The following is an 11,964-nucleotide window of genomic DNA, read 5'->3' as shown; positions in this document are numbered from 1 at the left end:
TTTCCTTTCAGCCCAGCGATGGCACAAGCCGGTGGCGAGGGCGCCGACATAGCCGTGAAAATCGCTGTCGGCGGCGCAGTAATGGGTGAAGCCCAGTTCCTTGGGGTGCGGAGCCTTCTCATAGCCGTTGCAGGTGGCGCAGCTCGCGCCCTTGGCCCGCAGAGCCAGAACGGTTTCAGCCTCTTCGCCCCGCTTGCGGAGCTGCTGGCGCTTCTTGCTGGCGCCGGGCTTGTTGACGATCCGGCACCACTCGGCGGGGAAGTGCTTGAACGCCAGAGCGTCGCGAGGATTGGCGGTCATCGAGGCCCCCGATAGCGCTTGGACTTAACCTGCCGACGCGCATGACGGTTCAGCGGCGGGTCCACGAACTCGTCGATGCTGATAACGCGCCCAGTGCGTCCGCGGATTTCACCGTCAGTCGGCACGATCTCGACCACCCGGCGCTTCAGCTCGTGCAAGAGGATGTCGCGGCTGTCGGCACAGCAGTCGCCCTCGGCGACTCCGCTGTATTCGCTGTCATCCACGCGGTCGATGATCGCCTGGTAGTCGGCGATGCCCTTGCGCAGCTCGTCGTCGGTCCAGGCCGCCAAGTCCTCGGACTTGTCGATGAAGCGGCGGTGGCCCTGCTCGTCGAAAATGCTCTTCATCCCTCGCTCTCCGTTCGTGCTTTCGCGAATACGCTAATTCTGCCCCACAGCAGCAGGCTTTGCGGGCGGCACATCGTGATGTTCGCGCCAATGCGTGAGGTAGCTGTCGTGATCGCCACAATCGACGCCACAGCGAGGGCAGTGACAGGGGCGTTTGGACTCGGGCTTTGGCGCGACCTTCACGCCAACCGGCTCATACATGATGTCGTGGCTGTAGCGCCCCTTCTCCCATGAGCGCCTGCGGCGCAGCTTGCCTTCCTTGACCAGCTCGCGACACTTCTTGGCCATTCCCTCGGCACGCCAGAGATACTTCGGCACCGAGAACCAGCCCTTGCGCAGGGCGATGGCCATAATCTCATCCTTGTTCTTGCGCCAAGGGTCCATGTTGACCGGCGGCTTACGCATTTTGCAGGCCCTCGGTCAGCTTCATCATGGCATTGAGGCGAGCGTTGATCTGGCGCTCGATCTCCTCGCCGACGAGGCCGTTGATCTTCTTGATCAAGGCGTCTTGATGCTGGCTCAGCCGCTCCTCCAGACGGGGGAGCATGGCGGTGATCGCCTTCTCCGCGACATCTCGGGCGGTCTGCTCGGCGGCGGCCTTGGTCTGTGCATTAAGCACGTCGTAGACGCACCCGCGCACCATGTCGCGCACTCTGTCGGACAGCGCATCGCCCCGCCAATTCAACATCTGGGCGTTGATGCGCTGTTTGAGGTCAGCCATTATGTCGTCGGCAAATTTGGCGGCATAACCGTCGGGCAGCTTGCGCTTCAGCTCCTCGGCCACCTTCTCGCGGGCGACGGCGAGAAGTTCCACCTCGATCTCGGGATGTCCCCCAAGCAGCGCTTTGAGCGTGGCAGTGTCGATAACGATCTTGTTCATGCGGCGATCCTCCAGGTGGTTTCGGACTCGATCGGTCCAAGAGTGTTGAACAGGGTCTTGGCGAGTCGGCGGGCGCGAGCGAGGTTCAGGAAGCTGTCGATCCGAACGCCGTCAACGCTGACGACATAGAAGTGCCGAGGACGAACGTGCGCCCGACGGACTCGAACGCGACGGCCAGCGGCGTTCACGGCGATTTCCTCGAAGAACGTCTTCATCAGGCAGCCCTCCGACGAAACACGCCAATGAAGCGCAAGAATTCGACGAAGAGGTTCAGTTCGTTCGAGTTCCAGCCGCCGGCGCTTTTGGGGTCATTCTGATCCTTGCCGGCGACCATCCAGTTGATCGTTTCACGCCACATGTCGTCGAGCAGCGGCTTGGTCTTGGGGTGCGTCAGCGCCGCCGTCATCTTGACGAAACGATTTTTGCGGGACACCCACCACAGCCAGCGCATCGCAAAGCCTTTCGGCAGCATCAAGCCGCTGGTCATGCAAAAGGCGACGATCATCGCTCTGTCGTGGTCACTTGTCGTCACGAGGGCGAGCCGCAGTCTTTCCAAATCTGAGGAGTTGGTGTAATCGAAGCTGTTCATCAGGCATCTTCCTTGCCATTGGCGATGTGCCGCTGGACGTTTTCGACTCCCGCGTTGATCGTGACCTCCGCGTTACGAAGCATGTCCTTGGCGAAGTCGATTTGCATCCCGGCGTATTCGATCATGCCTTTGGCGCCAGTGGCGAACGCGCAAATGTTCTGGAGATTGCCAACTCCACCACCGTTGATGTCTTCGAGCATGGTCAAAACACCATCAAGAACCTTGGTGACGCCGGAAATTATCGACACGATGCTGATGATTTCACTTTCGAGGGCTTCAAAATTTTCAGGAAAGTCGGCTTCATTTTCAACGCGCCCCATTGTATTTCTCCGTCACTTGATTTTCTTATGCTGAAACAGTAGCGCGCTCGACCCTGGTGCGTCGGGCGGCTACGCTGCTCTCCAGCGCATGAAAGTTTCGTTGGCGGGGAAGGGGACAGTCCTGCATCCAGCTCATCGGCTTGACCTGCCAGGGGCCGAGATCGAGGTCCTCGGGCAGCTTGATACCGTCAAACACGTTAAGCCGCAGGCTGCGCCCGTGAAGCTCCGGGTATGCCTTCAGCATGGCGTTGAAGCGCACAAGCGGAGCAACATCGGCCTGGCAGTGCAGCGTCAGGGTGATGCCATCGACGAACCGCAGAACGCCCAGCAGGTGCCCGGGATTGGTCCAGGCCGTGTAGACGAAGATCGGCGCCGTGCTTTCGACGTTCGCCCGCTGGATGACCTCCAGCAACGTCTCCAACTCGACGAACGGCTCGCCGCCGGTGAGGATGATCTCGTCGAAGCCGTCGAAGCCGTTGAAGCTGGTGCAGACGGGCAGGGCGGCCAGATCGAAGCCCTTGTTGCAGCACATCGGGCAGGCCCGGTTGCAGTTGGCCGTGACAAGGAGGCGCAGCTTACGCATCGCGAGCCTCCTGGCAGGCACGAACAGCAGCCGCCAGACGCTCGAAGCCTTCGCCATAGTCGCGCGCTTCGTTGACGGCGTATTCGGCCGCTTCGATCACCCGCAGCATCGTAGCGCTGCGCGCCGGGAGGTCGGCGAGGGCGATACGGGCCTTGGCAAGGGCTTCCTCGCGTGCCCGGTTGGTGCTGCCCATTTTGCGGATTATGGCGTGCCGGGCGCTTTCGAGAGCTGCCGTTGCATCTTCTAGCGCCTCGGTTGCCGTCGCCAGCCGGGCGGCGAAGTCGTTGCGTTCAGCCAGCACCCGCTCGTAGGCGGCACGATAGGTTTCGCCAGGCCCCTCGAAAAGGTCGGGAACTCCCGGCGCCAGAGTGTGAGTATTGGGAGCAACACGCCAAAGAGCGCCCTCGGCTTCTGCCAATTCGCGCTCCAGACGTTCAATGACCACCTCGTCGCTGACGACTATGGCGTTGGCGAGTTCGACGCAGAGCGCGTTCACGCCACCTTCCGATCCGGTCAGTTTCTTGGCGATCACCTTTTCCAGCCTCTCCAGGCGCGCATTCCGTTTGTCGTTCATCACGACCTCTTTCCGAAAAGGATCTCGCTGACGCGGCCCTGGTTGATGCCGAACTTGGTGGCGACCTGGTGCATGGTCTCTTCGGGGTGCGCTTTGCAGTGATCACGCACCTCCGCGGCCAGGGCCGGGGTGACGGCCTTGCTCGCCCTGGGGGCCTTGCGACCGTTGTAGCGACGCTTCAGCTTGTCGGCGATTTCGCTCAGCTCGCTGATGCCATGAACGTCGGCAAGCTCCCGGAGACGTTCACGAATTTCGGGGATGGTCATCACACAACCTCGATGAAAATCGAGTTGGCCGGGCCACAGTGGGGCTCACCGGCATCCGCGACAGCGTCGTGGCCGTCTTCATCGCAGACAGTGAGTCGAACGCCGAAATCAAGATCGGACTCACCGCCAACGGGTAGATTGCCGTGCTTCGCGAGAAGGCGCGTTAGGGCGATAATCAGTTCGCTAGTGGTCTTGATACGGGTCATTGTCTATCTCCGTTCCGTGTTCTTTGATGATTGAGCGTAGCGCCCCGGTCCCTGGCGGGTCGGGCGGCGCTACGCTTATTCGCGAATTAGCCGTTGCGCGATTTCGCCTCTTCGTGGGCGGTCTGCATCAGGCGCTCGGCGATCCGCAGATGCTCGATTGCCTGGTCGATCTTCCGGCGGACGGCCGCTGCCTGGCGCATGTCCAGGGTCAGCGGGCGTTCCATGCGGAAGAGCGCCAGATTGCCGACGCGCCGGGCGAGCTGGGTCTGGGCTTTCTGCCAAGCTTCCGTGCCAGGCCCGAAATGAACCGCCGGCGCGTTCGCTCGCTCAGCAAGCCGGGCCTTCTGCCCGGCGGTCATCTTCGCTGTCACCAGCTTAATCAACTCGTGGTTCAGATCGGCGCTCATGCCCGACCATCCTTGAAAGCGAGGAATAGGTGATCGCCTGCCTTGGTCACGACTTTCATGTCGTCTGCCCAGGACGGACGCTCGATCCTCGGGTTGAAGAAGAACAGGACCCCCGGATGCTGCCGATTGATCCCGCCGGTCTGCATCAGCACGGCGATCTCGACGGCGTTGTAGAAGGAGGTCCAGTCGTCGAGCTGCTTCTTGCCATTGGTCCAAGAGAACTGAGCCTTGCCGGTGCCGCCCCGCTGATAGACGACCTTGCAGATCGTCTTTGGAAAACCTTCTGTCTCCACTCGGTTCAGCACGACCTCGGCAACAAGAAGCTGCCCTCGCACAGGCTCACCTCGGGCTTCGTGGTAGATCGTCTGGGCAAGGCACATGGTCTGATGCGCGTCGATCTTGCTTACGTCTGTCCACTGCCCGACGATCGCCAATGCGGCGAACAACCAGGACTTCATCGTCATTCTCCTAAGCTTTCGTTAAGTCAATTATGACTTAACGAAAGCGGTAGAACAATCGGTGATCAGAAGGCGTCGTAGTTGAAGCCAGCGATGGTGCGGAACTTGCGCTTGAAGACGACGGTCGTGTCGGGGCGATCGGTGCCGAACACGAACACGCCGTTGACCGGATCAACCGAGACCAGCTTCGACTGGTCGAGACGATACCGCTCGTCCTCAACAATGCCGTCTTCCGGCCGCTTGGGGTCCTTGGAATTGAAGGCGTAGATGTGAACGATCCAGTCTTCCAACGACAGCGGCGAGCGCTCGACCTCCTTATCGTTGATGCCGCGATGAACCACAGGCTTGTCGTCGCGCATCACCGAGATTTCATAGGTGCCGTCGGTGTCGGAGTGCGGTTTCATGTTAAGCAACCGCATCGCCTCGGTCGCGGTCTCGCCGTAGCGGTTCATCTCCTCGATCAGGGCCTTCAGCATGTCGAAGGTGAACTCGCCGAAGAAGCCGGCGACGGTCTGCACGCCGCGAGCGTTGGCAGGCTCCAGAAGATTATCGGCGCAGTATTCGGCAATGAAATCCTGGCTGAGACCGGCGAAGTCCAGCGAGTAATAGATGCGGCCGGGGCGGTTGTGCATGTAGCTGTCCACCCGGTAGCGATCGTTGCAGGTGAGCAAGAACAGCTTCTTCGAGCCGTAGACGCCATCGAAGATGGTCAGGAGGCGCTGCTGCTCGTCACGATCGTAGACCTTCTCGAACTCGTCGAAGATCACCACCGCCGGCTGGCTGATATTCTGGAGGAAGGCGTTGAAACCCTCGCCAGCGAGAGGCTGGTTGATCAGGATCGTGATGATGCCATGCTCGATCAGAGCCTTCTGCGAGATCCGCTTGGTCAGCATCGTCTTGCCCGAGCCCTTCTGGCCCGACAGCAGAACGCCGGTGGTCGTCGGACGATCGAGGAAGGTGTTCAGAATGCGCTCGGCGTTCTTGTTCACGTCGCCGTAGAGCTTGCCGGGCAGCTCGAAGTCATCGACCTTTTCGAGATACAGCCCGGCCTGCGAGGCCAGAATGGTGTAGGTGCCGGGCGGCAGGGTGTCGTGCATGTTCACGGCGCCGGGATCGGCCGGCGTGAACTCGTTGCCCCGGCGCATGTAGATATGACCCATGTGTTCGTCCCTTCGTGTTGCTTCTGTAAAGTCATTATTGACTTGTTGAAAAAGCCAAGTAAATGGCGGCTCAATGGTGCGTCTGCTCGACGATGTCGAACCAACCAGCCGGCACCTCCTCGGTGTCGCCCTTATCCTTTTCGTCCTCGACCTCGGCGAGAGGATAGGGCGGGAACGGCGCCGGTAGCGGCGTAGAGGGACTCGTTTTCATCGTGATCACCCCTTGATGTTAATGATGGGGCGGACATGGGCCACGACCTCGACCAAGTCAGTCTGGGCCGCCATGACCGCAAAGATGTCCTTGTAGGCGAACGGGCTCTCGTCGAGCGTGGACGTGTTCACCTTGGCGACGACGCCGGTCATCGTCTCGACAAAATCCTCGAGGCTCAGGGTTTCATTGGCTTCGCGCCGCCCCAGCACGCGGCCGGCTCCGTGCGACGACGACCACAGGGAGTCCGGGTTGCCCTTGCCGCGAACGATGAAGCTGCCGTCGCGCATGTTGCCCGGGATCACGCCCATCATGCCGTCTTCAGCGTGGGTGGCGCCCTTGCGGTGAACCCAGACCGCTTTCATATCCCTGGTCGGGCCATTGTGCGCCATCCAGCGCAACTCGGCGTGGTTGTGATTGCGATTGACCAGACGATCCCAATCAGGCACGGCGCCGGTGAATTCACGAATGACACCCGCCACCCGATTGGCGATCTCGCGACGATTGGCCAGGGCGAATTCCAGGCAGAAGTTCAGATCGGTGATGTAGTCCTGGCCCTCCGGGCTGTCCACGCGCAGGCCGAAATGGGCCTCCCGCGCCTTGCCGTCGCCCGAGGCGAGCTTCATGTAGTGGGTCGCCGTCTTGTGGCCCACATTGCGCGAGCCCGAGTGGATGATGATCCAAACCTGGCGGAAGTCGTCCACGCCGATCTCGATGAAGTGGTTGCCCGAGCCGAGACTGCCGAGCTGCTTGAGCGCGCCATCGGTGATCTGCTGGGAGACGACCTTGGTGCAGGGGATCTTCTCGCCTTCGGCCCAGACCACCCGGCGGTCGTTGTGCCTGAAGCCGGTCGGCACGACCTCGTAGATGCGCTTGAAGATGAACTCGGCCGCCTCGCGAACGCGGCTGGCGGTGTTCAGGTCTTCACCCCGCAGTGGCACGGCGCCGATCGGCAGCGCATAGCCCTTGTGGGCGTCGGGCATCAGAGCGCCTTTGAGCGCGAAATCGCATTTCATGGCGTCGTAGAACTGGCTCAGGGCCGCGCCGTCGATCGCGTCGGCGAAGATGTGGATTGGTTTGCTCACCGTCTTTCTCCGTATCCGTTCTTGGAAGGGAGGGAGCCTTTCGGCTCCCCGCCTAGGTTTACTTGACACCCTCAGCGCCCTGAACATCGACCACCAGCGGCTTGATCGACAGGCGGAAGGGCTGGTCCGAATAGAGATACTTGCCGTTCCACTGGACATACTGCCCGCTCGGCGTCCAGAAGAAGACATACTCGCCAGAGCTGCCGTAGGTGCCCTCGTCGCTCGGCGCGTCGGTGACGGCGGCCGTGTAGTTGGTCTGACCGGACTTCCAGATCACCCGCCGCGGATCGGTCAGACGCTTCGAGCCCGAGGTGATCTTGCCCTTGACGGCGCCATACCAGACCGGCTGTCCGCTCTCGTTGAGCAGAACGACGTAGCCCAACAGACCCGGCTGGCTGGTCAGCTCCAGCCGATGTTTGATGTTGTCGATCTCGGCGTTCTCGGTGAAGGCGATCGCGTTGGCGGCCTCCTGCGCCTTCTGAGCCTGGGTTGCGCGCTGAGGCTGCTGCGCATTGGCGCTCTGCTCGTTGCAGGCCGAGGTCAGAAGGCAGCCGACCAAAGCAATGGCGATCGAAGAAGTGCGGACGAAGCGCATGTTTCCTCCTACTCAGCGGCGATCAGGGCGAACTTTTCCTTCGGATCGCCGCCGATCAGGTTGGTGATGTTGTCAATCGCGATGCCGGCGGCGGTGATTTCGCCATTGGCACGGTCCAGATCGACCTTGGCGCGCTCGATGCGAGCCTGGGCCTCCGTCGCCTGTTGCTCGTTCTGGCGCTGCACGGTCTGAAGATCGTCGATGACGCGACTGAAGCCAGCCAGAACGTCGGCGACGGTCTTGCGAGCGCTCAAAGTCGAGGGACTGCGAAACAAGGTCTTCATGGATCAGCCCTCGCAGGTGGTGGCGTCGAGCAGCCGGGGCAGGGTTTCGCCCTGGAAGAGGCCGACGTTGGTCTTGGTGGCGTTGGCGTTGTAGCGGAAGGCCAGATCGCGGCAGCTCTGCTGCATCGCCGCCAGCTCAATGCGAAGGCGCTGAAGTTCGCCCTTGTCGGTCTCGCCAGCGATCAACGCCTTGTGACCGTGGATCTGGTTCAGCCGGGACTGATACTGGGCGTTGGCGTCGTGGAACCACTCGTATTTCACGATCACGTTATTCGGATCGAGAGTCTTGTTGACCACGCCGGTCGCCGAGTTGACAGCGGTGTGCGCCATGTTGAGGGGAGCCAGGGCCAGCTTCGCCACCAGGGCGAAGGTGCTGATCCCGACCAAGCCGGCGATACTGATGCCGGCGACCTTGAGAATGCTGGTGCTCACGGGTCTACCTCTTGGTTATTGATGGAGGTGTGCGGCTTACGCCGCTGCTCGCAGCCCTCGCAGGCATTGTCGTCTTCGACCCAGGAAACCTCGGTGATGGCCAGCGGCTTGCCGGCGAGTTCGATCAGCAGATCGACGAACTGTTCGGCACTCAGGTCGAGAGTGACCGAGCCGCGGTTGAACAGCTCGACGGCGGCGACGTGAGCCTTGTTCTGGGCGTTCGCGAAGGGGCCGAAAGCGAAGCTGAAAAAGTTGCCGAGAACAATTTCGTCAGGCAGATCGCTGACGATCAGATCGCGAACCGCGTCGCGCACGGCGACGAACAGATCCTTGGTCTTCTGGGCGTCGGGGGTCAGAATGAGCCGCGCGCGAACCACGTTCATGTGTCTATCTCCTGTTCTTTCGCAAGTCATCGTTGACTTGTTGATAAAGCGAACATAGCGGGATGAAGGGAGCCACGCAACGGGAAAATCAATGCTGACTTAACTATGCCGCCCGGTCTGATTTCTGGGGCTTTGAGCGCTTCAGGAAAGGGGGAGGGGTGTTTTCCCCGCCCTTTGGGCTTTGGGGCTCTGTTGCTCATCTGGGCACGATTGCGGGGACTGTTGGGGCGGGAAAGAACGGGGGCAAAAAGAAAGCCCCGCCGAATTATCGGCGGGGCTGAGGTGCTGACTCGCTGCTTGCTCGCAACAAACCAGAGATAGACCCTATTATTATAACAGGCCCAACCCGGTCACGCAGCGGAAAAGTCATCTTCGTCTGCAAGTTCGCCTGCGTTCCCCCGACGCACCATGCCCAGCGGAGCGGCGACTAGCAGCATTACCTGCACCATCAACCAGGCGAAAACGCCGGCGACTATCGCGACGCTGGCCGAGAGGATCTCAATGAGCGGCGGGGCGATAATCTGGAGTAACGAAGTTGGCAGCCAAAAAGGCACGAGAACCCACCCCAGGTAGAGACTGCCGCGCAAACTCTCGTTCCGTCCGAGAACGATCCTGTTGTAGGTTGGAACGTTTCGACCAATGCAGAGAGCGCTCTTAATTCGCTCGTGAAAAGAGATCGAAGGTTCCGTGTCGGCCATGCCAGCCAACCTGTTTAAGAGAACAGCCTCGTCCTCTTGGCCAAGTTGCTGCTTCAACTTGGCAAGCTCACGCAATTCGTTCGCCAACTCTGGATCGTGCTTCATGCCATTCCCTTTACGAGCCTTCTTATACCACAAATCGCGTTCCTAAGTGCCCGATGATCCGAAGATGTTCCAGGCAACACATATATTTTGCTGGCGCCGTTGACGTTGATGCGCAGCTTGGGGTGCTTTCTGCCTCGTTCGATCGAGTAGTCGGGCACGCCAAGCCTCTCCAACTCAGTCACGATTTCACGCGCGATCATGCCGCTTCCCTTTCCTCTGCACCGATCGAGAAAAACCCCCAATCGAGACCGCGCCAAAAGGACTGAGCCATACAATCCACGTCATACTCGGCGGCGTGGGCCTTGGATGGGTCGTAGGGAACGTCGCAGGCGAAGCACAGCTCCTTCAGGCTCGGGAGTTTTCCATTCGGCGTGGCCCAGCGGCCCTCTTCCATCGTGCAGAACACGTTCACCGACGGGCAGGTCATGCCGATGCGAACCAACTCAAGCCCGACGAATGGCATGTCGAACGCCGCATTGTGGGCGACCGCCCAGGCCGAAGAGCTGAGGATCTTGTGAACCTTCGGTGCGACCGCCGGCCATGTCGGTTCGCCAGCCAGCTCAGCGAGGCTGATGCCGTGAACCGCCTGGGCAGCAGCCGCGATCGAGCGCTCCGGGTTGATCCTCTGAACGAAGTTCACCCGAAGCTTCCGAGTGTCGAGGTCGTAGACCCTCATGCAGACCTCGACCAGGCGATGACCTTCCGACTGCTCCAGCCCGGTGGTTTCGGTATCAAGGAAGGTGATCAGGGACATAGCGGGCTCCAGCCAAGGGTTTTCATTCGGTTCAACAAGGCGGTCTTCGCATCGAAGGCCGCCTCCGCTGGATGCTGAGCGTCATCGAACCTGTAGATTTTGTTCACGCCAAAAGAGCCGTCATGCCCCAGCTTCGACATGAGCCGCACGACGGCGGCACCAACCGGACGCTCGATGATGGTCACGCCCGTCCCCATCGCTCCCGGCTTGGTTAGCACCTCGCGCTCGACATACTCGGTCTCGTCATGGTCGCGAATGGCGCACATCACATTGAGCACTTCGCGGTCGATCAGACCGGCGGTGGCCGTGAACAGAGCGTTGGCGGCTTCGGACGCCTGTGCCTGGTTGATCTGCTTCGACTCCAGGCGCCAGAGAATTGCCTCGACCGCATCGAGAACTTTACGGTCGAGTTCCTCCTTCAGGGTGGGGAGCCGGGGTTCCATCACGAAACGACCCGGAAAGCCGCCCGGCGCTTCTGCACCTCCAGGTGCCGGGCGTAGCCGGTGGGCAACACCTGCATGTCGTCGGCGGTCGGCATCTCGTGAGGGAGAGCCGACGCCTTCTGTTCTTCGGTATAGGGATCGCTCTGGTGAGCGATCATTTTGGCCTCGCCGCGATCATTGAAGACCACAGTGCCAAAGCGACCATCGCCGTGAGTGGCGTGAACGATCCTCATCGGCCTCGCCGGGCCTAAACGACGGGGAGATGACTTTTTCGACGCGCGAGGCGTGAAGTTGACGACCTGGGCCATCACGCTGCCTCCTTCAGGTCGGCAATGAGCGAGTTCAAATCAGAGCCGCAAACCGCCGGCAGCTTGACCGGGACGGTCTTCTTCGGCAGGTAGTTGACCGCTTCGGGCCACACCTCGATCAGCTTCTTGACGGTGGTGACAGAGTAGACCAGAGCGCGAACCTTGTTACGCAGTTCGCTCTTTTGGACCCTGATTTCCTCGCCAGCATTCGCCCATGCAGTGAAGCGCTCTGCCAGCGGATCGGTAGCCTCATAGGATTTGAGGCAGTGACCGTTACGGCTGGCGAGCACCCGAACGAAATCACTCAAGACCAGTTCGGTCCACGCGCCGGCGATCATCACCTTGACGACCTTGATAGTCGGCAACCAGCCATCAGGCAGAGCGTTCATTTGTCCGATCATCTTCTCGCCAAATACGTCGGCGTAGATGGACATGCCTAGCGCATAACCTTCGTCTTGGTGCGCTTGATTGCGAGCGTCGAAGGCGTCCTTCAGCACGGCGCCGACGATTTGATCTCGGTCGAAATTGGTCAGCTTATTCATGTCTATCTCCTCGCTTGTGCGTTGTTCTCTAATGGAA

General features: G+C 60.6%; 26 protein-coding genes. All 26 read right to left on the bottom strand.

Annotated features, from left to right (window positions below; all coding sequences use genetic code 11):
- Window positions 1-300, bottom strand: a 300-nt coding sequence (locus PHAMO_RS18190) for a hypothetical protein (protein WP_040567828.1), incomplete at its 3' end; no start/stop codon positions are given.
- Window positions 297-647, bottom strand: coding sequence for a hypothetical protein (locus PHAMO_RS18185; RefSeq protein ID WP_002731255.1), 351 nt, complete (start codon window positions 645-647; stop codon window positions 297-299). The genes PHAMO_RS18185 and PHAMO_RS18190, both read right to left, overlap by 4 nt.
- A 33-nt stretch (window positions 648-680) precedes the next feature.
- Complete coding sequence (locus PHAMO_RS18180) at window positions 681-1,052, bottom strand: hypothetical protein (RefSeq protein WP_002731254.1); 372 nt, start codon at window positions 1,050-1,052, stop codon at window positions 681-683.
- Window positions 1,045-1,527, bottom strand: a complete 483-nt coding sequence (locus PHAMO_RS18175; protein ID WP_002731253.1) for a hypothetical protein — start codon at window positions 1,525-1,527, stop codon at window positions 1,045-1,047. The genes PHAMO_RS18180 and PHAMO_RS18175 overlap by 8 nt, the downstream gene beginning before the upstream one ends.
- Window positions 1,524-1,742, bottom strand: coding sequence for a hypothetical protein (locus PHAMO_RS18170; protein ID WP_002731252.1), 219 nt, complete (start codon window positions 1,740-1,742; stop codon window positions 1,524-1,526). The genes PHAMO_RS18175 and PHAMO_RS18170 overlap by 4 nt, the downstream gene beginning before the upstream one ends.
- Window positions 1,742-2,116 carry a hypothetical protein gene (locus tag PHAMO_RS18165; RefSeq protein ID WP_002731251.1) on the bottom strand — a complete coding sequence of 125 codons (375 nt, stop codon included), beginning with the start codon at window positions 2,114-2,116 and terminating at the stop codon, window positions 1,742-1,744. Before PHAMO_RS18165 ends, PHAMO_RS18170 begins: the two co-directional genes overlap by 1 nt.
- On the bottom strand, window positions 2,116-2,436 hold the full coding sequence (locus tag PHAMO_RS18160; protein ID WP_002731481.1) for a hypothetical protein: 321 nt from the start codon (window positions 2,434-2,436) through the stop codon (window positions 2,116-2,118). The genes PHAMO_RS18165 and PHAMO_RS18160 overlap by 1 nt, the downstream gene beginning before the upstream one ends.
- 25 nt (window positions 2,437-2,461) lie before the next feature.
- Window positions 2,462-3,019 (bottom strand): hypothetical protein, encoded by a 558-nt coding sequence (locus PHAMO_RS18155; protein WP_002731480.1) that lies wholly within the window; start codon window positions 3,017-3,019, stop codon window positions 2,462-2,464.
- Entirely contained in the window at window positions 3,012-3,593 is a 582-nt protein-coding gene (locus PHAMO_RS18150; RefSeq protein WP_002731478.1) for a hypothetical protein, read from the bottom strand. The genes PHAMO_RS18155 and PHAMO_RS18150 overlap by 8 nt, the downstream gene beginning before the upstream one ends.
- Window positions 3,593-3,859, bottom strand: a complete 267-nt coding sequence (locus PHAMO_RS18145; protein WP_002731477.1) for a hypothetical protein — start codon at window positions 3,857-3,859, stop codon at window positions 3,593-3,595. Before PHAMO_RS18145 ends, PHAMO_RS18150 begins: the two co-directional genes overlap by 1 nt.
- Window positions 3,859-4,065, bottom strand: coding sequence for a hypothetical protein (locus PHAMO_RS18140; protein WP_002731476.1), 207 nt, complete (start codon window positions 4,063-4,065; stop codon window positions 3,859-3,861). Before PHAMO_RS18140 ends, PHAMO_RS18145 begins: the two co-directional genes overlap by 1 nt.
- Before the next feature lie 86 nt (window positions 4,066-4,151).
- Window positions 4,152-4,472 carry a hypothetical protein gene (locus PHAMO_RS18135; protein WP_002731475.1) on the bottom strand — a complete coding sequence of 107 codons (321 nt, stop codon included), beginning with the start codon at window positions 4,470-4,472 and terminating at the stop codon, window positions 4,152-4,154.
- The gene (locus PHAMO_RS18130) at window positions 4,469-4,930 is read right to left on the bottom strand and encodes a cell wall hydrolase (RefSeq protein ID WP_002731473.1); all 462 of its coding nucleotides are present in this window, start codon (window positions 4,928-4,930) and stop codon (window positions 4,469-4,471) included. Before PHAMO_RS18130 ends, PHAMO_RS18135 begins: the two co-directional genes overlap by 4 nt.
- A gap of 65 nt (window positions 4,931-4,995) precedes the next feature.
- Complete coding sequence (locus tag PHAMO_RS18790) at window positions 4,996-6,090, bottom strand: AAA family ATPase (protein WP_002731472.1); 1,095 nt, start codon at window positions 6,088-6,090, stop codon at window positions 4,996-4,998.
- A gap of 70 nt (window positions 6,091-6,160) precedes the next feature.
- Entirely contained in the window at window positions 6,161-6,301 is a 141-nt protein-coding gene (locus PHAMO_RS19665) for a hypothetical protein (RefSeq protein WP_155801882.1), read from the bottom strand.
- 5 nt (window positions 6,302-6,306) lie between these two features.
- Window positions 6,307-7,383, bottom strand: a complete 1,077-nt coding sequence (locus PHAMO_RS18120) for an RtcB family protein (protein WP_002731471.1) — start codon at window positions 7,381-7,383, stop codon at window positions 6,307-6,309.
- A gap of 58 nt (window positions 7,384-7,441) precedes the next feature.
- Complete coding sequence (locus tag PHAMO_RS18115) at window positions 7,442-7,978, bottom strand: hypothetical protein (protein WP_002731470.1); 537 nt, start codon at window positions 7,976-7,978, stop codon at window positions 7,442-7,444.
- A gap of 8 nt (window positions 7,979-7,986) precedes the next feature.
- Entirely contained in the window at window positions 7,987-8,262 is a 276-nt protein-coding gene (locus tag PHAMO_RS18110) for a hypothetical protein (protein ID WP_002731468.1), read from the bottom strand.
- A gap of 3 nt (window positions 8,263-8,265) precedes the next feature.
- Window positions 8,266-8,694, bottom strand: coding sequence for a hypothetical protein (locus PHAMO_RS18105; RefSeq protein WP_002731466.1), 429 nt, complete (start codon window positions 8,692-8,694; stop codon window positions 8,266-8,268).
- Window positions 8,691-9,077: a hypothetical protein gene (locus PHAMO_RS18100; protein WP_002731464.1), complete on the bottom strand. Its 387-nt coding sequence runs from the start codon at window positions 9,075-9,077 to the stop codon at window positions 8,691-8,693. Before PHAMO_RS18100 ends, PHAMO_RS18105 begins: the two co-directional genes overlap by 4 nt.
- 350 nt (window positions 9,078-9,427) lie before the next feature.
- Window positions 9,428-9,880 (bottom strand): hypothetical protein, encoded by a 453-nt coding sequence (locus tag PHAMO_RS18095; protein WP_002731461.1) that lies wholly within the window; start codon window positions 9,878-9,880, stop codon window positions 9,428-9,430.
- A complete protein-coding gene (locus PHAMO_RS18090) occupies window positions 9,877-10,080 on the bottom strand; it encodes a hypothetical protein (RefSeq protein ID WP_002731460.1) in 204 nt (67 codons plus the stop codon). The genes PHAMO_RS18095 and PHAMO_RS18090 overlap by 4 nt, the downstream gene beginning before the upstream one ends.
- Window positions 10,077-10,634, bottom strand: coding sequence for a 3'-5' exonuclease (locus PHAMO_RS18085; protein WP_002731459.1), 558 nt, complete (start codon window positions 10,632-10,634; stop codon window positions 10,077-10,079). Before PHAMO_RS18085 ends, PHAMO_RS18090 begins: the two co-directional genes overlap by 4 nt.
- Entirely contained in the window at window positions 10,625-11,080 is a 456-nt protein-coding gene (locus PHAMO_RS18080) for a hypothetical protein (RefSeq protein WP_162136982.1), read from the bottom strand. The genes PHAMO_RS18085 and PHAMO_RS18080 overlap by 10 nt, the downstream gene beginning before the upstream one ends.
- Complete coding sequence (locus PHAMO_RS18075; protein ID WP_002731457.1) at window positions 11,077-11,385, bottom strand: hypothetical protein; 309 nt, start codon at window positions 11,383-11,385, stop codon at window positions 11,077-11,079. The genes PHAMO_RS18080 and PHAMO_RS18075 overlap by 4 nt, the downstream gene beginning before the upstream one ends.
- On the bottom strand, window positions 11,385-11,927 hold the full coding sequence (locus PHAMO_RS18785; RefSeq protein WP_002731456.1) for an Nmad5 family putative nucleotide modification protein: 543 nt from the start codon (window positions 11,925-11,927) through the stop codon (window positions 11,385-11,387). Before PHAMO_RS18785 ends, PHAMO_RS18075 begins: the two co-directional genes overlap by 1 nt.
- Between the last annotated feature and the right edge of the window lie 37 nt (window positions 11,928-11,964).

Source organism: Magnetospirillum molischianum DSM 120, assembly GCF_000294655.1.
Taxonomy (GTDB): Bacteria; Pseudomonadota; Alphaproteobacteria; order Rhodospirillales; family Magnetospirillaceae; genus Phaeospirillum; species Phaeospirillum molischianum.
Note: the sequence above shows the minus strand (reverse complement) of the source record. Positions and strands in the feature narration are given on the sequence as shown.